The 19975-nt window shown below is 65.2% G+C and carries 20 protein-coding genes; 8 read left to right on the top strand and 12 right to left on the bottom strand.

What is annotated here, in order from left to right; translation table 11 throughout:
* Positions 1 to 156 precede the first annotated feature (156 nt).
* From AC5ZG5_RS22175 to AC5ZG5_RS22140, 8 genes are all read left to right on the top strand, one after another.
* Positions 157 to 1020: an FAD binding domain-containing protein gene (locus AC5ZG5_RS22175; RefSeq protein WP_456642722.1), complete on the top strand. Its 864-nt coding sequence runs from the start codon at positions 157 to 159 to the stop codon at positions 1018 to 1020.
* 13 nt (positions 1021 to 1033) lie between these two features.
* A complete protein-coding gene (locus tag AC5ZG5_RS22170) occupies positions 1034 to 1534 on the top strand; it encodes a (2Fe-2S)-binding protein (RefSeq protein WP_028162161.1) in 501 nt (166 codons plus the stop codon).
* The gene (locus AC5ZG5_RS22165) at positions 1531 to 3951 is read left to right on the top strand and encodes an aerobic carbon-monoxide dehydrogenase large subunit (protein WP_456642721.1); all 2421 of its coding nucleotides are present in this window, start codon (positions 1531 to 1533) and stop codon (positions 3949 to 3951) included. Before AC5ZG5_RS22170 ends, AC5ZG5_RS22165 begins: the two co-directional genes overlap by 4 nt.
* On the top strand, positions 3952 to 4824 hold the full coding sequence (locus AC5ZG5_RS22160; RefSeq protein ID WP_456642720.1) for an AAA family ATPase: 873 nt from the start codon (positions 3952 to 3954) through the stop codon (positions 4822 to 4824).
* Complete coding sequence (locus AC5ZG5_RS22155; protein ID WP_456642719.1) at positions 4821 to 6029, top strand: vWA domain-containing protein; 1209 nt, start codon at positions 4821 to 4823, stop codon at positions 6027 to 6029. Before AC5ZG5_RS22160 ends, AC5ZG5_RS22155 begins: the two co-directional genes overlap by 4 nt.
* A gap of 75 nt (positions 6030 to 6104) precedes the next feature.
* Positions 6105 to 6932: an XdhC family protein gene (locus AC5ZG5_RS22150; RefSeq protein ID WP_456642718.1), complete on the top strand. Its 828-nt coding sequence runs from the start codon at positions 6105 to 6107 to the stop codon at positions 6930 to 6932.
* Positions 6933 to 6951: 19 nt separating this feature from the next.
* On the top strand, positions 6952 to 7458 hold the full coding sequence (locus tag AC5ZG5_RS22145; protein ID WP_456642717.1) for an SRPBCC family protein: 507 nt from the start codon (positions 6952 to 6954) through the stop codon (positions 7456 to 7458).
* Positions 7459 to 8296: 838 nt separating this feature from the next.
* Positions 8297 to 8929 carry a LysE family translocator gene (locus tag AC5ZG5_RS22140; protein WP_456642716.1) on the top strand — a complete coding sequence of 211 codons (633 nt, stop codon included), beginning with the start codon at positions 8297 to 8299 and terminating at the stop codon, positions 8927 to 8929.
* On the opposite strand, the gene AC5ZG5_RS22135 is transcribed toward AC5ZG5_RS22140, so the two are convergent.
* From AC5ZG5_RS22135 to AC5ZG5_RS22080, 12 genes are all read right to left on the bottom strand, one after another.
* The gene (locus tag AC5ZG5_RS22135; RefSeq protein WP_456642715.1) at positions 8930 to 9556 is read right to left on the bottom strand and encodes an FMN-dependent NADH-azoreductase; all 627 of its coding nucleotides are present in this window, start codon (positions 9554 to 9556) and stop codon (positions 8930 to 8932) included.
* 12 nt (positions 9557 to 9568) lie between these two features.
* Positions 9569 to 11140: an isochorismatase family protein gene (locus tag AC5ZG5_RS22130; protein ID WP_456642714.1), complete on the bottom strand. Its 1572-nt coding sequence runs from the start codon at positions 11138 to 11140 to the stop codon at positions 9569 to 9571.
* A 20-nt stretch (positions 11141 to 11160) separates the two neighbouring features.
* Positions 11161 to 12009: an MBL fold metallo-hydrolase gene (locus AC5ZG5_RS22125; protein ID WP_456642713.1), complete on the bottom strand. Its 849-nt coding sequence runs from the start codon at positions 12007 to 12009 to the stop codon at positions 11161 to 11163.
* A gap of 45 nt (positions 12010 to 12054) precedes the next feature.
* Positions 12055 to 12942: an amidohydrolase family protein gene (locus AC5ZG5_RS22120; RefSeq protein WP_130231425.1), complete on the bottom strand. Its 888-nt coding sequence runs from the start codon at positions 12940 to 12942 to the stop codon at positions 12055 to 12057.
* Entirely contained in the window at positions 12939 to 14057 is a 1119-nt protein-coding gene (locus tag AC5ZG5_RS22115; protein ID WP_456642712.1) for a vWA domain-containing protein, read from the bottom strand. Before AC5ZG5_RS22115 ends, AC5ZG5_RS22120 begins: the two co-directional genes overlap by 4 nt.
* Entirely contained in the window at positions 14054 to 14935 is an 882-nt protein-coding gene (locus AC5ZG5_RS22110; RefSeq protein ID WP_456642711.1) for an AAA family ATPase, read from the bottom strand. Before AC5ZG5_RS22110 ends, AC5ZG5_RS22115 begins: the two co-directional genes overlap by 4 nt.
* 11 nt (positions 14936 to 14946) lie before the next feature.
* Positions 14947 to 15969: a xanthine dehydrogenase family protein molybdopterin-binding subunit gene (locus tag AC5ZG5_RS22105; RefSeq protein ID WP_130231828.1), complete on the bottom strand. Its 1023-nt coding sequence runs from the start codon at positions 15967 to 15969 to the stop codon at positions 14947 to 14949.
* A 2-nt stretch (positions 15970 to 15971) separates the two neighbouring features.
* The gene (locus AC5ZG5_RS22100) at positions 15972 to 17555 is read right to left on the bottom strand and encodes a xanthine dehydrogenase family protein molybdopterin-binding subunit (RefSeq protein ID WP_456642710.1); all 1584 of its coding nucleotides are present in this window, start codon (positions 17553 to 17555) and stop codon (positions 15972 to 15974) included.
* Positions 17556 to 17567: 12 nt separating this feature from the next.
* Complete coding sequence (locus AC5ZG5_RS22095) at positions 17568 to 18047, bottom strand: (2Fe-2S)-binding protein (RefSeq protein ID WP_456642709.1); 480 nt, start codon at positions 18045 to 18047, stop codon at positions 17568 to 17570.
* A gap of 19 nt (positions 18048 to 18066) precedes the next feature.
* Positions 18067 to 18885, bottom strand: a complete 819-nt coding sequence (locus AC5ZG5_RS22090) for an FAD binding domain-containing protein (RefSeq protein WP_456642708.1) — start codon at positions 18883 to 18885, stop codon at positions 18067 to 18069.
* 16 nt (positions 18886 to 18901) lie between these two features.
* Positions 18902 to 19345, bottom strand: a complete 444-nt coding sequence (locus tag AC5ZG5_RS22085; protein ID WP_456642707.1) for an SRPBCC family protein — start codon at positions 19343 to 19345, stop codon at positions 18902 to 18904.
* Positions 19346 to 19536: 191 nt separating this feature from the next.
* Positions 19537 to 19974: an SRPBCC family protein gene (locus AC5ZG5_RS22080; protein ID WP_130223921.1), complete on the bottom strand. Its 438-nt coding sequence runs from the start codon at positions 19972 to 19974 to the stop codon at positions 19537 to 19539.
* Position 19975 lies beyond the last annotated feature (1 nt).

Raw genomic sequence — 19975 nt, 5'->3', positions numbered from 1 at the left:
GGTCGCTGCGGTTGACGCAATTCGTGTCCCGCCATCCGCATTTCGTGCGAAAAACCCCATTCCGTGCCCGAACGATTGCGGTCGGGAAAAACCGGAGAGACCGTCCCGCCAACGTCCACGCGCCCGACCGGCGCCAAAGGACGATTGGAGGAAACGATGATCCCGGGACCTTTCAGCTATCACCGGCCGGCAACCCTGGCCGACGCGGTCAAATTGCTGGCCGATCTGGGCGACGACGCCCGGCCACTGGCCGGCGGGCACAGCCTGGTGCCGATGATGAAGCTGCGGCTCGCCACGCCCACTCATCTGGTTGATCTTCACGGCGTCGCTGATCTCAAGGGCATGCGCCGCGACGGCGACACGATCGTGATCGGGGCAATGACCACCCAGCACGAGCTGCTGGCCTCTGCGGCAATCCGGCAATCTCTGCCCATCCTGCAGGAGGCGGCGGCCCTGATCGCCGATCCCCAGGTGCGCTACCTCGGCACCATCGGCGGCAATGTCGCCAATGGCGATCCCGGGAACGACATGCCGGCGTTGATGATCGTGCTCGGCGCAAATTTCCGCCTGAGCGGACCCGGTGGTGAGCGCGAGGTCGCGGCGAGCGAATTCTATCAGGGCGCCTATTTCACCGCGCTCGAGCCCGGCGAAATCCTGACATCGATCTCCATTCCGGTGCCGCCGGCCGGTCACGGCTATGCCTACGAGAAGCTGAAGCGCAAGGTTGGCGATTACGCCACCGCTGCCGCAGCCGTCGTGCTGACCATGGCAGGCGGCAAGGTCGCGACCTGCGCGATCGGGCTGACCAATCTGCACGAGACGCCGCTGCTCGCGACGGACGCTGCCAACGCTGCGATCGGCAGCAATCTCGATGCGGCCACACTGAAGCAAGCCGCGTCCGCTGCGGAAGCGATCATGGCGCCGGCGGCCGACGCCCGAGGTCCGGTCGAATACCGCAAGCATGTCGGCGGCATCATGGTGATGCGCGCGCTGCAGCGCGCCGCTGGCCGTGCGGCATAGAGGGAGAGAACAGATGGCAAAGACGCATGTGACCATGAAAGTGAACGGCGCGGAGGTCGAAGGGCTGGTCGAGCCGCGGACGCTGCTCGTGCACTTCATTCGCGAGAATCTGCAGCTCACCGGCACCCATGTCGGCTGCGAGACCACCCATTGCGGCGCCTGCACCGTCGATCTCGACGGCATGTCGGTGAAGAGCTGCACGGTGTTCGCCGTGCAGGCCGACGGCTCCGAGATCACCACCGTCGAAGGCATGGCCAACCCCGACGGCTCGCTCTCGGCGCTGCAGGAAGGTTTCCGGATGATGCACGGCCTGCAATGCGGCTTCTGCACGCCCGGCATGATCATGCGCGCGCACCGGCTGTTACAGGAAAATCCGTCGCCGAGCGAGCAGGACATCCGCATGGGCATGTCAGGCAATCTCTGCCGCTGCACCGGGTACCAGAACATCGTTCGGGCGATCCAGTATGCCGCCGCCAAGCTCAACAATGTCGAATTCAAGGAGGCCGCGGAATGAACGACATGACTCCCACGCGGGAACAACGCACCGCCGCGCTCGAAGGCATGGGCTGCAAGCGCAAGCGTGTCGAGGACATCCGCTTCACGCAAGGCAAGGGCAACTATGTCGACGACGTCAAGCTGCCGGGCATGCTGCATGGCGATTTCGTCCGCTCGCCGCACGCACATGCGCGCGTCAAGGCGATCAAGACTGAAGAGGCCCTGAAGGTCCCGGGCGTGCTCGCGGTGATCACCGCCGAGACGCTGAAGACCGTTAACCTCGCCTGGATGCCGACGCTCGCCGGCGACGTGCAGATGGTGCTGGCTGACGGCAAGGTGCTGTTCCAGAACCAGGAGGTGGCCTTCGTGGTCGCGACCGACCGCTACGCCGCCGACGATGGCATCAACAAGGTCGAGGTCGAATACGAGCCGCTCCCGCCGCTGGTCGATCCGTTCAAGGCGATGGACCATAATGCGCCAGTGCTGCGCGAGGACCTCGCCGGCAAGACCACGGGCGCGCATGGGCCGCGCAAGCATCACAACCACATCTTCGAGTGGACGGTCGGTGACAAGGACCTGACCGATGCGGCGTTCCGAAGGGCCGAGGTCACGATCAAGGAGATGATCTCCTATCACCGTACTCATCCGTCGCCGCTCGAGACCTGCCAGTGCGTGTGCTCCTTTGACAAGGTCAAGGGCGAGCTGACGATCTGGGGCACCTTCCAGGCCCCGCATGTGATCCGCACCGTGGTGTCGCTGATCGCCAAGCTGCCGGAGCAGAAGATCCACGTGATCGCGCCTGACATCGGCGGCGGCTTCGGCAACAAGGTGGGCGCCTATCCCGGCTATATCTGTGCGGCGGTCGCTTCCATCGTCACCGGCAAGCCGGTGAAATGGGTCGAAGACCGGATCGAGAATTTGACCGCGACATCCTTTGCGCGCGACTATCACATGACGACCGAGATCGCGGCGACGAAGGAGGGCAAGGTCACCGGCCTTCGCGTCCATGTGCTGGCCGATCACGGCGCGTTCGATGCCTGCGCCGACCCGTCGAAATGGCCGGCGGGGTTCTTCAACATCGTCACCGGCTCCTATGACTTCCCGACTGCGCATCTGGTTGTCGATGGCGTCTACACCAACAAGGCGCCGGGCGGCGTCGCCTATCGCTGCTCTTTCCGCGTCACCGAAGCCGCCTATTGCATCGAGCGCGCGATGGACATTCTGGCGCAGAAGCTCGGCATCGACCCTGCTGAGCTGCGGCTGAAGAATTTCATCAAGCCGGAGCAGTTTCCTTATCACTCGGCGCTCGGCTGGCAGTACGACTCCGGCGACTATCACACCGCCATGCGCAAGATGATGGAGACGACCGACTACGCCGCACTCCGCCAGGAGCAGGCGGACAAGCGCGCGGCCTTCAAGCGCGGCGAAACCCGCGAGATCATGGGGCTCGGCGTCTCTTTCTTCACCGAAATCGTCGGCGCCGGCCCGTCGAAGAATTGCGACATCCTGGGCATTGCGATGTTCGACTCCTGCGAGATCCGCATGCACCCGACCGGTGCGGGCATCGCGCGCATGGGGACCAAGAGCCAGGGCCAGGGCCACGAGACCACCTGGGCTCAGATCATCGCCACCGAGATCGGTATTCCCGCCGACAACATCATGGTCGAGGAGGGTAACACCGACACCGCGCCATACGGGCTCGGCACCTACGGCTCGCGTTCGACGCCGGTCGCAGGCGCTGCGATCGCGATGGCGGCGCGCAAGATCAAGGCGAAGGCGCAGATGATCGCCGCTTACAAGCTCGAAGTCCATGAAGATGATCTCGAGTTCGATATCGACGGCTTCCGGGTCAAGGGCCTGCCGGAGAAGTTCATGTCGATGAAGGATATCTGCTGGGCCGCCTACAACTCCGTGCCGCCGGGCATGGAGCCGGGGCTGGAAGCGGTGAGCTATTACGATCCACCCAACATGACCTATCCGTTCGGCGCCTATCTCTGCGTGATGGATATCGACGTCGATACCGGCGTGTACAAGGTCCGGCGCTTCTATGCGCTCGACGATTGCGGCACGCGGATCAACCCGATGATCATCGAGGGCCAGGTGCATGGCGGGCTTACCGAAGCCTTCGCGATCGCGATGGGCCAGGAGATCCGCTACGACGACACCGGCAACGTCGTGACGGGCTCGTTCATGGACTTCTTCATGCCGACCATGGTCGAGACGCCGCATTGGGAGACCGACTTCACGGTGACGCCATCGCCGCATCATCCGATCGGCGCCAAGGGCGTCGGCGAGAGCCCGAATGTCGGCGGCGTGCCGGCGTTCTCCAACGCCGTCAACGATGCCTTCTCGTTCCTCGGCTCGACCCACATCCAGATGCCGCATGACTTCTGGCGCAACTGGAAGGCGGCGAAGACTCTCGGAGCGGTTGCCTAGATGAAGGGACGTGAGGAGATCGCGCAAGCGCTGGCCGCATCGGGTTACATCGCCGATGCGGAGCTGGCGACCGCGATCTCGCTGATGCGATTGCTGCGGCGTCCGCTGCTGCTGGAAGGCGAGGCGGGCGTCGGCAAAACCGAGGTCGCGAAAGCGCTGGCGCAGGCGTATTCGACCGAGCTCATCCGCCTGCAATGCTATGAGGGACTCGACCAGTCGGCCGCGCTCTACGAATGGAACTACCAGCGGCAGCTCCTTGCGATCCAGGCGCATCAAGGCGAGGATGCCGATGCAGTCGAGGACCGGATCTTCTCCGAGAAGTATCTTCTCGAACGGCCGCTGCTCGCTGCGATCCGCCGCGCGCAGGCGCCGGTGCTGCTGATCGACGAGATCGACCGCGCTGACGACGAGTTCGAGGCGTTCCTGCTCGAACTGCTGTCGGACTTTCAGGTCTCGATCCCCGAGCTCGGAACCGTCTCCGCCGTGACGATCCCGCATGTCGTGCTGACGTCCAACGGCACGCGCGAGCTTTCGGATGCGTTGCGGCGACGCTGTCTCTATCATTATGTCGACTACCCCGATGTCGATCGCGAGACGCGGATCATCCTGGCGCGAATTACGCATGTGAGCCCGTCGCTGTCGCTGCAGATCGCGCGCATGGTGCAGGCGATCCGCAAGGAGGATCTGCGCAAGGTCCCCGGCGTCGCCGAGACGCTGGACTGGGCCGCGGCGCTGGTCGGCCTCGATATCCGCGATCTCAATGATGCGCCGGAGACGGTGCATGAGACGTTGATCTGCCTGCTGAAGACTCATGAGGATCGCGCCCGCTTCGCACCTGAGGTGACACAGCGCCTGCTAGGGAAGGTCGCATGAGCTGCTGTGGCACCAATCCGGGCTTTGAGGAGATCGACGAGGTCTCGCGGCTGGTCTCGGGTCGGCTTGCAGCCTTTCTCCGCACGCTGCGCGACAACGGCTTTCGCATCGGCCTTGCCGAGGGCCGCGATGCCGCGGCGCTGATGGCCGAAGGCTATGCGGCGCGGCCGGGATTGTTGCGGTCGGCGTTCAAGCATCTGTTCTCGGCGCGGAAGTCGGATTGGGAGAAATTCGACGGGTTGTTCGATGCGTTCTGGCTCGGCAAACGGGCGCGTTCGCGGTCGCGGACGATGGCGTCGGGGCAGGCAGCGAACAGCCCGTCGCTCAAGCGCCTGCAGGAGGGCCAACCTGCGCCGGGCGGTGGCCAATCCGCGACTGACCAGGTGCCGTCGTCCGACGATGTGCCCGAAGGACGCAGCGGTGAGGGACGGATGGAAGGCGCCTCGCGCGCGGAAAATCTCGCCGAGGTCGATTTCCGCAAGATCGCCGATCCCGACCAGGTTGCGCAGGCGCATGAGGCTGCAGCGCAACTCGCCAAGGTCATGCGTACGCGATTGACGCGGCGGGATCTTGCGCGGCGGCGCGGCTATCGGCTCGATCTGCGCCGCACCATCCACCGCAATATCAATCACGGCGGCGTGCCGATCAGCCTGGTGAAGCGGCAGCGCAAGGACAAGCCGCTGCGGCTGATCGTGCTCTTGGATGCGTCGGGTTCAATGAGCATGTACACCAGCGTGTTCCTGCGTTTCATCCACGGCGTGCTCGACGAATTCCGCGAGGCCGAGGCATTCCTGTTTCATACCCGTCTCGCTTACGTCTCCGACGCCATGAAGGAGAAGGACGCCGGCCGCGCGCTCGACCGGCTCTCGATCATGGCGCAGGGCGCGGGCGGCGGCACAAAGATCGGCGAGAGCCTGCAGACGTTCAACCGCTGGCACGCCGCGCGCGTGATCCATTCGCGCAGTTGCGTGATGATCGTATCCGACGGCTACGAGACCGGCGATGCGGCGCTGCTCGGTCGTGAAATGGCTGCGCTTGCACGGCGCTGCCGCCGCATCGTCTGGCTCAACCCGATGATGGCCTGGGAGGGTTATGCGCCGGAAGCGCTCGGCATCAAGGCGGCGCTGCCGCATGTTGATGTCTATGCGCCGGCCAATACGCTGCAGAGCCTGCGCGCGCTCGAGCCCTATCTGGCGAAGCTCTAGATTTTTGTTTTGACGCGTTTTCTTCACGCGAACCGGTGTCCACTTCGCTCGAAAACGCTTTACGGGAGTTATCCGATGACCGCTCATGTCGAAGTCATGGATTTGGTCGCGCAGATGAAATCGGCCGAGCGGGCCTTCGTGCTCGCAACGGTGGTGCGCACGGTTTCGGTGACGGCGGCGAAGGCCGGCGCGAAGGCAATCATCGCGCCTGACGGCACCATCGTTGCGGGATGGATCGGCGGCGGCTGCGCGCGCAGTGCGGTGTTGAAGGCGGCGCGTGAGGCGCTCGCCGATGGCGTGCCGCGGATGGTGTCGGTGCAGCCGCAGGACCTGCTCGCCGAGCTCGGCGTCAAGGCCGGCGAGAGCCGCGGCGGCATCCGCTTCGCCAGCAATATGTGCCCCAGCCAAGGTACGATGGATATTTTCGTCGAGCCGGTATTGCCGCATCCCTCGCTCATCATCCTTGGCGCGAGCCCGGTGGCGCTGTCGCTGGCTGCGCAGGCGCGCACGCTCGGCTATCACGTCACGCTCGCCGCGCCCGCCGTCGATGTTGCCGCGGTGCCCGATGCCGACGAGCGGATCGACGGTTTCCAGTTGGGCGAGCTGAATGACGCGAAGCGCTTCATCGTGGTGTCGACGCAGGGAAAGGGTGATGAAGCCGCCTTGCGCGCGGCGGTCGCGATCGATGCCTGCTATCAGGCTTTCGTCGGCAGCCGACGCAAGATGGCTTCGCTGCGCGCCAAGCTGATCGGCGAGGGCGTGGACGCTTCGCTGGTTGACCGCGTCAAGGCTCCGGCCGGCCTCGACCTCGGCGCCATCACGCCGGAGGAGATCGCGATGTCAATCCTGGCCGAGATCACGATCGAGCGGCGGCGCGGCCAGCGCTTGCCGGTTTCCGCCTGATATCATTGAGGACCTACTCATGCAGATGAACGACAGCCAGCGTATCCCCGCATCGAAGGAAAGGGTGTGGGCGATGCTGAACGATCCCGCGGTGCTCAAGCAGTGCATTCCCGGCTGCGAGTCGCTGGAGATGACGTCGCCAACCGAGATGACCGCGACCGTCGTCATCAAGGTCGGACCGGTGAAGGCTTCGTTCGGCGGTAAGGTGACGCTGTCCGATCTCGATCCACCGAACAGTTATCGCATCTCGGGCGAAGGCTCCGGCGGCGTCGCCGGCTTCGCCAAGGGCGGCGCGACAGTGCGGCTGGAGGCGGAAAGCGTCGATGTCACGGTGCTGCATTACGAGGTCGATGCGCAGATCGGCGGCAAGCTCGCGCAACTCGGCTCGCGGCTCATCGATTCCACGGCCAAGAAGCTCGCCGGCGAATTCTTCACGCGCTTCGCCGCTGCAGCGGGCGGGACGACGGATGCGGCTCCGGCGGAAGCAGGCGAGAAGAAGGGCTGGATCGCAAGCTTGATCTCGTGAGAGTCTTGCGCGAGAAGCCGTAGGGTGGGCAAAGCGAAGCGTGCCCACCATCACGGGCGAAGTGCTCAATGGTGGGTACGCTTCGCTTTTCCCACCCTACGATTCTCTGCGCGGTCTCCTCAGGGTGAGGGGATAGGTGCGAGCGCGCTGCTCTATCCTCGTCATTGCGAGCGGAGCGAAGCAATCCATGCCTCCACACGCGGCGCGATGGATTGCTTCGCTACGCTCGCAATGACGAGGTGAGATCTGATTCAATTGTCAAACAACGGAGGGGATGTGAGTACGCATTCTCGCGGCATTCGCTGCCCGAGGTTTGCATCTGGTTTCACCCTCTTCGATATCAGAGGGCGCAGGGAAAGCCGGGTGCTGGTTGCACCCGTGGGTCCCGTGCAACAAAAAGCACGGGGGTAGGACCACAGGTTCAACCGAAGCATTCCGGCTTTCCCTGCGCGATGGTGTTACGGTTTCCTTCGTGCTCTCCTTGGTGACCGGGCTTTCTTGCCACCATCGCCTCTCGCGCGGATTTCTTCGCGCAAAAAAAAACTTAGCGCCAGCGTCGGGGCGCCAGGACCACACGACTTCGCCGTCCGTGAGTGCCACGCTCGTCAGTCGTGACACTCCCGTCCACCGCATCTCACCGCAACGTTCGTGACGATCGCGACCCGCCCCTCATTCGCGCTGAGACGCGCGGAGTTAAATCACTGATTTGCCCGACGGGTTAAGCGATTTATTTTTGTGCGAAGGTCTGGACGCGGCAAATCACGTTGAAATCGTTAGAAAAAATGGCGGATAGCCGCATCGGTATCTGACGACCAGTCCACACTCGATCGACCAATTCGTGATCGAGATCAAGGCGGCATCGCTCGAAGTCGCGATAAATGGGCCAATGGACAAGGTTACTTTCGTCGCGGCCACGCTGTCGTTGCTGGCAACGCCAGGCCCAACCAATACGTTGCTTGCTACATCGGGAGCCGGCGTCGGACCATGTCGCTCGGCCCATCTGCTGGCGGCGGAGCTGAGCGGTTACCTGCTCGCCATCGTTTTGCTGCGATCCATCCTGGGCCCGGTCATCGCGACGGTACCCGAGTTCGGGATCGGCCTTCGGATCGCCGTCGTGATCTATCTCATCTATCTGGCTGCGATGCTCTGGCGTCACGGAGCCCGTCAGGTGGGCAACGCCGCTCCGGTGACCTTTGGCCGGGTCTTCGTCACGACGCTGTTGAACCCCAAGGCGATCATCTTTGCCTTCACGATCCTTCCATCGGCGATCGGTCCTCTCGAACTGCTGCCCTGGCTCGCAGCGTTGGCAGCCCAGATTGTCACGGTCGGCGCCGGATGGATTTTGCTCGGCAGTTCGCTGCGCCATGGGCTTGGCGACAGGATCGGGCCTGTGATCGGCTACAGGTTGAGCGCAGTCGCGCTCGCCGTGTTGGCGGGAATGATCGGCATCCATTCCCTCGGGATCACCTGATCAAAAGCTCGCGGCCATCTCGGCGAGGCGGCGATGGGCATGCTCGCGCGCGATCCGGATCGGGTCGGCCGGGCCGGTGGTGGGCCCGATCGGCACGAAACGCACGCTGCTGATGCCGATGAAGCGGAGCGCCTCGCGCAAATAGGGCGTCGCCATATCGATGCGTCCGCGATTCATGCCGGTGATGAAGTCGCTGCCGCTGGCGAGGATGACGAGCGTCGGCCGGTCTTTGAGCAGCGGCAGATAACCTTGCGACGGATCGAAACGGAACGTCAGCCCGGGCTGGATGATGACGTCGAGCCAATGCTTGAGCTTGTAAGGAATGCCAAAGTTCCACATCGGTGTCGAGATCAGCACGCGGTCGGCGAGAGCGAGACGCAAGGCGATGCGCTCGGCGGCGGCGAAGCCGTCACGCTCGGCATCAGTGAAAGCCTGGCCCTTCAGCCGGGCGTATTTGGCATCGAGGATCGCGCCGGAAAATTCTGGTAAATGATCGCTCCAGAGGTTCATCAGGTCGATGTCCCAGTCCGGCCGCGCTTTCCGAAAATGCTCGAGGAAGATGCGCGCGCCGGCTGCCGATTCCGAATCGGCGCGCGGCGAGCAGGCGAGATGAAGGAGCTTGGGCACCCCTTGCGCCTTTCACTCCAGGGCCTTGATGACGGTGTCGGCGTTGGTCACGACCGCGACGTTCTGCAGCGCGAAGTTGATCGAGGCATTGTGCCAGTCCGCATTCATGGACGAGCAGCAATCCTCCGGCACGATCATGAAATAGCCCTTGTCAGCGCCGGTGCGGGCGGTGTGCTCGACCGACATGTTGGTCCAGGCACCCGTATTGATGATCATGTCGCGGCCTGTGGCCTTCAAGATGGTTTCCAGCCGCGTGCCCTCCCAGGCGCTCATGCGCATCTTCTCGACGACGAAATCGCCCGCGCGCGGCTCGAGCCCCGACACCGGCGCGGCGCCCCAACTGCCGCGCACCATGGCCTTGCTGTCGACGAGGGCTTCGAACAGCGGCGCATTCAGCGTGACGCCCGGCGCGCCCGGCTCGACGATGAACCAGACATGGATGATGACGACGCCGCGCGAGCGCGCGACTTCCGCAAGGCGACGAACATTGTCGACGACGCGCTGTTGCCGCGCGTGCGCCGGCGCGCCTGATTCCGCGAACGCGCCGCCGTCCATGATGACGTCGTTCTGCAGATCCTGGATGATCATCGCGCAGCGCTGCGGATCAAGCCGCATCTCGCCATCGGTCAGGTGAGGGGCGGGCGCCGAAGAAGCCGCAGCAGCGCTACCGCGCCGGCCGCTCATATAGGGCTCGTGACGCGGACCGACCTTGGTCGGGATCGCGTAGACCGAATGGGTCGCGGTCAGATAAAGCGTGCGGAAGTCAGGACCGCCCCAGGCGAGATTGGCGACAAGCTCGGGCAGGCGCACCTTGCCGAGCAATTCGCCGCTGCGCGAATAGACCCAGACGCCGCCGGGCGCGGTGACCCAGACATTGCCGTGCTGGTCGCACTTCATGCCGTCGGGCACGCCGGGCTCGAACTCTGAACGGATGTTGCTGGCAAAGACGCGCGGATTAGCGAGCGCGCCGTCGGCCTCGACGTCGAAGGCGCGGATCAGCGCCTGCACGGTGTCGTTGACGTAGAGCACACGCTCGTCCGGCGAGAAACAGAGTCCGTTCGGTTGCTCGAACAAATTGCGGTCGACGAGCAGGCGGGGTGCGCCGCCACCTGGCGGCACGCGATAGACGCCCTGGAAGCCGAGCTGGCGCGGCCGCTCGACGCCATAGACCGGCATGCGGCCATACCATGGATCGGAGAAATAGATCGCGCCGCTCGAATGGACACAGACGTCGTTCGGGCTGTTGAGCTCCTGGTTCTCGAAATGCGAAGCGAGCACGTCGCGCCGTCCATCCGGCCGCTCGCGGATCAGCGAGGAGGTGGCGTGCTCGCAGACGATCAGGTTCAACTCCGAGTCATAGGTCATCCCGTTACATTTGTTGGAGGGGCGCCTGACCTCGACGATGCCGCGCCGCGCATCCCAGCGCCGGCGCACGTCGGCCGGCATGTCCGAGAACAGGAGATAATGATCGGTCGGATGCCAGATCGGGCCCTCCGTGAACTCGAAGCCGGTGCCCACCTGGCCGACCGGCGCATAGGGATCGATCAGGTTCTCGAATTCCGGCCGCAGCGTGACGTGCGTCATCGGCTAAAGTCCTCTTGCGCTCACGCCGGGAACCAGTGGCGCTCCGGCAGGCTCTGCACGATCGGGCCCGGCACCTGGTCGTGCAATCGGCCGACCACTGCACCGCCTTCGATCTTGGCGGGTCGGTCGTGGACCGGCAGCAGATAGCGCGAGCTGCTGAGCAGCTTCTTGATCGCGGCCTTCTCCGCGCGCTTGCTGGTGCCGTGGTTGCCGGTGGTTCGCGGCTCCCAGTCATGGATCTCGTTGAAGGGCGTCACGATCTGGTCGTTGAAATCATAGATCACGTCGCCGCAGATCGTGGCGATGCCATCAGCGGTGTGGACGTGGATATTCATCGAGCCCTCGGTGTGAGCATTGGCGGCGTCGCAATAAACGCCGGGCATCAGTTCGATCGGGCCGGTGATCTCGAGATCGAGGAAGCGCAGCGCGCCTTTGGTGTGCAAGCGGTCGACCAGGTGCTTGATGTCGGGCGCCGGATATTGCGGATGCATCAGGCCGGACACGGAATATTCCAGCTCGCGGCGGTTGAGAACGACGGTCGTGTTCATCGGAAACAGATCGTCCTTGCCGGCGTGGTCGATATGGAGATGAGTGTGGCAGACGAAGCGCACGTCGCCCATGCGTACGCCGTGACGCGCAAGCTGGTTCTCGATCATGTTCTCGTGGAATTGCAGGCCGCGCATGCCCAGCGTCTCCATGATCTGGTTGGAGCGATAGCCGGTGTCGACCACGACAGGATGGGGGCCGCCGAGGATTAGGAAGCCGAGCGTCAGCACGCGCCGGGTGCGGCCGCAGTCGCGCCCGAGCACGAGGAAGCTCGACTCCAACTCGATATCGCCATAGTCCAGGATCTTGATTTCCAGCGGCATCCATTCCCTCCCGATTGATCTTGCTTTGTGCGACTTCGTGCGCCGTCATCCGATACGATAGACGCGCATCGCGGTGGCCCTGAAGATGGCGTCGCGCTGCTCACCTCGAAGCTGCACGGTGGCCGCGCGATAGGTGGCGATCAGTTCGCGGTAGCTGGTCCAGAGTTTCTCGATCGGAAAGTTTGAGCCGAACAGGCAGCGCTCGGCGCCGAAGACATTGACGGTGTCTTCAATGATCCCACGGATATGTGCGAGGTCGTTGCGATGGATGAAGGTGCCGAGCCCCGAAAGTTTCGAGACCACGTTCGGGCAGCGTGCGAGCCTTGCCATGCCGGCGCGCCAGGCGGCGCGGCCTGCCGGCGACAGGTCTTCCAGCATGCCGGCGTGCTGCAGGATGAAGGTCACGTCGGGGCAGGATTCGGCGAGGCCGGCGGCATCCGCCATCTGCGGTGCGAACACCTGCAGGTCAAAACTCCAGCCATAATCAGCAAGGTGGCCGACGTTGCGGCGGATCACGGGATCGGCACAGAGATCGGGCCGCGCGGCGAAACGGTAGAGCGGATTTTCATGCCAGTGCAGTTGCATGCGCACGCCACGCACCAGCGGATAGCGCGCGAGGCGGTCGAGTTGCGGGCGCACGTCGCTGGCGGAGAAGTCGGCATAGGCGACGATGGCATGCGGCCAGCCGTGCTCGCCCGCTGTCTGCTGCACCCAGGCCGCCTCGTCCTCGAAGCGATCAGTGGGCCAGTTGGTCTGGACATAGACCGAGCGGATCACGCCGGTGCCGGCGAGGTCGTCGAGATATTCGCGGATCGGATAGTCGCGGCGGATCGGCTCATAGGGGCCGAAGATGCGCGGCTGCATCGGGCCGGACAGCCAGGCGAGATCCGCCTGCCGCCAGATGTGGTGGTGGGCGTCGACAATGTCGGTCATGCCGCTCTCCTTCCTCCGAGCGACAACAGATGCGATACGACGGCGGCGCTCGACCCGCCGTCGGAGAGATCATCGACGAAACGCGCGATCGCGATCAGCGCTTCGGTCTGCGGCCGGAAGTCAGGTCCGCACGCAAGCGGCGTCAGCCAACTCAGGGACCAGGCGCGTCGCGACAATTTGGCGACCGCGTCGCGCAAGGCTGAGATGTCGCCGCGCTCCAATCCGTCGGAGACCACGACCACAGCGGCGCCGCGCGCGTAGCCGCCGAACCGCGGCACGGCGAGAAATGCCTGCAAGGCGTCGCCGATGCGGGTGCCGCCGTCCCAGTCGCTGACGAGATGTGCGGCTGCGTCCAGCGCCTGCTCGCGACGCTTCAGGCGCAGCGCGCGGGTGACGCGCGTCAACCGGGTGCCAAAGGTGAACACCTCGACATTGCGGGCGGCCTGGATCAGCGCATGCGCGAGCTTCATGTTCTCCTCGGTGCGCGCCTTCATCGAGCCCGAGACGTCGATCAGGAGCAGAATCTTGCGCGGGCGCTGGCGGCGTTTCAGATGCCCGAGACGCAGCACCTCGCCGTCATTGCGCACGCTGTCGCGCAAGGTGCGGCGGATGTCGGCGAAGGGGCCGCGGCGCGCCCGCATCCGCCGGTGGCCGCGGCGACGCGGCAGCCGCCGCGGCGCTTCGCGCGCGAGCCGGCGCAGCACATCGCCGGTCGTGCCGTGGGCAAAGCGGCGCTCGACCAGCGCCTCGGTGCGGGCGGCGGCGAGGCCGGATTCGTTGGCCTCGTCGGCGAGCGGCGGTTCGTCCTCGCCGCGGCCGTCCTCCTGCAGGCGCACGATGTCTTCGTCTTCGCCCTCGGCCCGCTCGATGGCCTCAGCACCGCGGAAATGGATATCGAACAGCCGGTCATAGGTCGCGCGCCGTTCCGGCGGCGGCGCGAGTGTCGCGAGACCCGCGCGGCGGATGTGCTCCAGGCTGCGCGGCCCGAGCAATTCGATCGCGGCGAGGAAGGCGGTGGTTTGTTCTGGCGCGACGGCGAAGCCGTTGTGGCGCAGCAGCGCGACGAAGGAGATGAACACTTGTGCGGCGCGCGGCAGTAGCAATTCGTCGGTCACGCTGCAGCCTCCGCTATCAGCGCATCGAGCCGGGGCGAGATGAAATGCAGATCCTCCTCGTCCTTCAGCGCGACGCCGATCGAGCGCTTGAACGCGTCCGGCCAGCGTGCGCCGCCCTTATGCAAGAGCGTCGCCGCCTCGGCCCAGTCGACGGCTTCCGCGATGCCGGGCGCCTTGCTCAGCGGTTCGCGCCTGAGTTTTTCGACCGCGGCAACGACGGCACGGGCGGTGGATTCGGCGACGCTGGAAGCTCGCATCATGACGATGCGCGCCTCGCGCTCGGCTGAGGGATAGTCGATCCAGTGGTAGACGCAGCGGCGGCGCAGCGCCTCGTGCAGGTCACGCGTTCGGTTCGATGTCAGCACCACGACCGGATGTTCTGCCGCGCGCACCGTGCCGCGCTCGGGAATCGAGATCTGGAAGTCGGAGAGGAATTCGAGCAGGAAAGCCTCGAACTCCTGGTCGGCGCGATCGATTTCGTCGATCAAGAGCACGGTCGAGTCAGGCGCGCGCAGCGCAGCGAGCATCGGCCGTTCGATCAGAAAGCTCTCGCCATAGATGTCGATAGTCTCGTCGCCGGCCTGCCGGATCGCCAGCATCTGGCGCGGATAGTTCCACTCATAGAGCGCGGCGGCGGCGTCGATGCCCTCATAGCATTGCAGGCGGATCAATCTGCGGCCGAGCACGGCGGTGATCGCCTTGGCGGCCTCGGTCTTGCCGACGCCGGGCGCGCCTTCGAGCAGCAGCGGCTTGCCGAGCGCGAGCGAGAGATAGGCTGATGTCGCGATGCCGTCGTCGGCAAGGTAGTAGGCTGCGCGCAGCGCCTTCTCCAGCGCCTCTGGCGAGTCGATGCCGACGATGTTGCTGCGAACCGGCATATCTGCTGCCTCTAGCGCCGCGCCTGCGGCCGCGCGCCGCCCTGCGCCTTGATCGCGCGCAGAACCTTTTCCGGCGTAATCGGCAGTTCATCGATGCGGACGCCGACGGCGTTGAAGATCGCGTTCGCCACAGCCGGCAGCACCGGGTTGGCGCACATCTCGCCCGGGCCCTTGGCGCCGAACGGTCCGTCGGCGGCGGGGCGCTCCAGTACTGCGATATCGTGCGGGCAGATGTCGCCGGGCCCCGGCATCAGATATTCGACGAAGTCGCGCGGGCCGTGGCTAGGGTCGGGATAATAGGGCTCGGGCGTCTCGTAGAGCGCGTGGCTGATGCCCATCCAGGCGCCGCCGACCAGTTGCTGCTCGACCAGCCGCGGATTGAGCGCACGCCCGAGCTCATAGGCGCTGTCCATGCGGACCATCGCGACTTCGCCGGTCTCGTCATCGACCTCGACCTCGGCGACCAGGCAGGCATGCGCGTAGCATGTGGCAGGCGACATCTCGCCGGTTTCAGGATCGACGTCGGACAGCGGCACCAGGAAGATGCCGCGGCCGGAGATCGTCTTGCCCTGCTTGAACTGCGCGGCGATCGCCACGTCCTTGGTCGAGATGGATCGATGCGGCGCGCCCTTGACGTGGATGGTACCGCGGCCGTCGGTCTCGAGATCGGCGGCGTTGACTTCCAGCTCTTCGGCGGCCGCTTCCATCATCACGCCACGAGCCTCGCGTGCGGCCATCATTACCGCATTGCCGACGCGATGCGTGCCGCGCGAGGCAAACGAGCCCATGCAGTGCGGCCCGGTATCGGAATCGGCGGTGTCGACATAGACGTCCTCGACCGGCACGCCGAGCGTCTCCGCGCAGATCTGCCGCGTCACCGACTTCATGCCCTGGCCGAGATCGATCGAGGACAGCGCCACCGTGAACTTGCCGCTGGGATTGGAGTGCACCAGCGCCTGGCTGGGGTCGCCGCCGAGATTCATCCCGATCGGGTAGTTGATCGACGCGATGCCGCGTCCGCGATGCCTGGTCATGGTCAGCGCCTCCTGGTGCCGAAGACGGAGGAGAAGCGGGCGGCGCCATGCGATGGCGCCTGCGGCCGCGGAGGAGGAGGTGGTGGCGGTGGTGACGGCGGAGGCGGCTCGCGCGAGGCGGCGGGCGCGCGGTCATAGGTCGTCCGTTGCTGCGACGGCGCCATCGCCGGTGCGTAGGAATCGCGTGGCGTCGGCGGAATCGCGGCGCGGCTGCCGCCGCCATCCTTGCGCGAGGAGGCGCGCTTGAAGTCCTCGCGGATCGGCCATTTGGCCTTCTCGGCGGCGACCTGGACGCATTCGATCAGCGCGCAGTTCTTGGCCTCGCGGCGATGCGCCTTCATGTCGCCGTCGCGATAGGCGTTGAGGATGCGGAACTCCATCGGGTCCATACCGACGAGATGCGCGAGCTTGTCCATCTGGCATTCGATCGCGAAATCCATCGCGGTGACGCCGAAGCCGCGCATCGCGGTCGCTGGCGTGCGATTGGTGAAGACGCAATAGACGTCGCCGTAAACGTTGGGGATCGTGTAAGGGCCCGGCAGATGCGCGGCGCATTTGACGGCGGCGTAGCTGGAGAGGCGCGTATAGGCGCCGCTGTCGAAGTAGGCGCGGATCTTGCGCGCCACGATCCGCCCGTCGCGCATCACGCCATCCTTGATGTAGATGCGCTCGGCGCCGCGCGGCGGGCCATATTGCATCTCTTCCTCGCGCCCGAACACGTAGCGCACCGGACGCCCGGTCAGCATGGCGCCGAGGATGGAGAGCGGCTCGGTGAGCGTATCGACCTTGCCGCCGAACCCGCCGCCCACGGTGCCGCCGATGAAGTGAAAGGTGTTCGAGGGCACGTCGAGGATCTTGGCGCAGGTGTCGAGCGAGAAGAACAGCGCCTGGGTCGAGGTGTAGACGATGTAGCGGCCATTGGTGTCGGGTGCGGCGATCGAGCCGTTGGTCTCGGTCGGCGCGTGCTCGATCGGCGACATCTGGTAGCGCTGCTCCAGCACATGGTCGGCCGCGGCAAGGCCGCGCTCGACGTCGCCGAAGCGCAGCTTCTGGTGATCGTAGATATCGTGATAGATGAACGCGTTCTTCGGATAGGTCTCGTTGACAACGGGCGCGCCCGGCTTCAGCGCATCCTCGACGTCGAACACGGCCGATAGCGGCTCGTAGTCGATGCGGACCTTGGCCATTGCCTCATAGGCCTCGCGCGGACTGTCGGCGACGATGGCGACGATCGGCTCGCCCTTGTAGCGCACCTTGTCGACCGCGAGCGACGGCTCGTCGTCCTTACCGAAATTGATCAGGCTGAGCAGGGTGTTGAGATTGCGCGGCACGTCGCTGCCGCGGATGATCCGGCGCACGCCCGCCGCGCGCTCGGCCTCGCCGGTGTCGATGCGGCGCAGCCGCGCATGGGCATGGGTGCTGCGAACCACCTTCAAATGCAGCATGCCCTGCAGCTTGTGATCGTCGAAATAGCTCGAGGTGCCCGTGACATGCCCGAGCATATCCTGCCGCTGCGTGCCCTTGCCGATTTCTTTCAGATTGTCGTCGCGTTCGTCGGCGAAGATGTCCTTGCGCAATTCCAGCATGGCTCAAGTCCTTCAAGCGCGGGCACGACCGACCGAGGCGGCGGCGAGCACGGCATTGATGATGGGTTCGTAGCCGGTGCAGCGGCAGATATTGCCCGAGATCGCTTCGACCACATCGGCGCGGCTCGGCTGCGGGTTGCGGTCGAGCAACGCCTTGGCGGCCATCAGCATGCCCGGCGTGCAATAGCCGCACTGGGCGGCAAAATTGTCGGCGAATGCGCGCTGCAGCGGATGCAGGTTCGGGCCATCCTTGATGCCATCAAGCGTTTCCACCGAGCGGCCGGCGACCGTCTCGGCCAGCGTCAGGCAGGAGAGATGCAATTCGCCGTCGATCAGGACGCTGCAGGCGCCGCAGCCGCCCTGGCCGCAGCCGAATTTCGGCGTCATGTCGCCGATCAATTCGCGCAGCGCGACCAGGAGGTTGGTGCCGCCGTCGACGAAGATCGCGACGTCGCGGCCGTTGTGTCGAAATTGCAGGGCGGTCTTGGCCATCGTGATTCTCTTGGTGATCCTATTCCTGACCGGACAGCAAACGTCTAAGGTGAACGCCGACGATCTCGCGCCGGTACCAGCCGGAGGCGAGCGCATTGTCGGCGGGCGAGGTGCCTTCGACCGCAGCCGCGGCGGCGGCGCTGATCGTCGCTGCATCGAGCGTGCGCCCCTCCAGCGCCCGCTCGGCGGCACGGGCGCGAATCTGTGTCGGCGCCATCGAGCCGAGCGCGATGCGTGCGCCGACGATGCGGCCGCTGCTGACAGGCAGATGCGCGGCGAGCGTCATCACGGCGCCGCCCTTCGGCTTGATGCGGGCGATCTTGCGATAGCGGAACGCATCCGCGCTCGCGGGCTTCTGAAAGGACACCGCGAGCACGAGCGTGCCGGTCTGCCGCTCGCGCGTCTGCAAAAATTCCTCGATCGGCACGTCGCGGCTGCCGAGGCCGCCCTGCACGGAAACCATAGAGTCGAGCGCGAGCAGCGCGACGGTGAAGTCGCCATATGGGGTCGCGGCGAACAGATTGCCGCCGACCGTGCCCATGTTGCGTACCGCCGGGCCGCCGATCGAGCGGGCTGCGGCGTGCAGGAAGGCGAGATCGCGCTCGGCGAGGATGCGGGCAAAGGTGACACCGGCGCCGATGGCGACGCGGGAGCCGGTCGCATCGATCCGCGTCAGCGCATGGTCGCTGGCGCGCACGATCGTGGAGATCGAGATGTCGCCTTCGTTCAGCGCGCGCATCACCAGCGTGCCGCCGCCGAGATAGCGCGCGCCGCGATCTGATGAGAGCGCCGCGGCTGCCTCGCCGGTTGAGGCAAAGGTCCTTACCGTGACGGCCATGGGCATTCCTCCGCGCTCATGCGGCCTCCTTCAGATGCCGGCGAATGGCGTCGAAGCCGGCCTGGTAGATCTCGTCGGAAACCATCTGCGTGATGCCGGCGCTGTCCTCGGGCCGCGTCGTGAACCGCGATTCCCAGTGCCAGAAGGTGCGATCGCCGTCGGTGACGGGCAGCAGGCGGACATGCGCCACATAGTTGAACATCGGGATCGGCGTATCGAGCAGGCAGTAGCTGAAGGACTGCTCGAGGTCGGACAGCGCCAGCAACTGCTCGCGCAGCTCCGAGCCGTCCTTGAGCTTGAAGCGCCTGATGCAGCCGATCTTGTCGGCGCCATGTGCGCGCTCGATCGTGCTGGTCGCGACTGCCGGATGCCAGCGGTCGTGGCCGTTGAAATCGCGGAGCACGCCCCACACCGCCTCGGTCGGCGCATCGATGATCGTGCTCTTGACGATATGCGGCACGCTAGCCTCCGATCGATGTCACCTCTCCCCACACGGGAGAGGTCGGCGCGAAGCGCCGGGTGAGGGGACTCAGGTCCCGCGAGAGAGCGCTCCCCCTCACCCGGATCGCATCTTGCGATGCGATCCGACCTCTCCCCGATGGGGAGAGGTGGGTGATCGTCGCGACAGCGGGTGGACTCAATCGCATCGCGCTAGCCTCCGAAGGCGCGCTTGAGGGCATCGAAGCCGCCCTGAAAGACGCCGCCACCGATATTGCCGACGAGTTCGGCCTCGCGCTCGGGCGTGCAGTCGAACTCGGCGGTCCATTCGAGGAAGGTCTGGTCGCCATCGGTGACCGGCGTCAGCCGCAGCGTCGCGACATAGTTCTCCACCCCCATCGGCGATTCCAGGATGGAGTAGGTACAGAACATGTCGTAGTCGGACAGCCCCAACAGCTTCTCGCGGATGCGGTCGCCGTTGCGCAGGCGGAAATCACGCACACATCCGATCTTGTCGGCGGGCTCGCCGCCTTCGATGCGGCTCTCGGCGATCGCCGGATGCCAGTTCGGCAGGCCGTTGAAGTCGCGCACGCGGGCCCAGACGCGATCGTTGCGGGCGTTGACGACGGTGGAGACATAGACCCTGGCCATG

Source organism: Bradyrhizobium sp. Ses1 (genome assembly GCF_059512365.1).
This window is presented reverse-complemented; position numbering and strand designations above follow the sequence as displayed.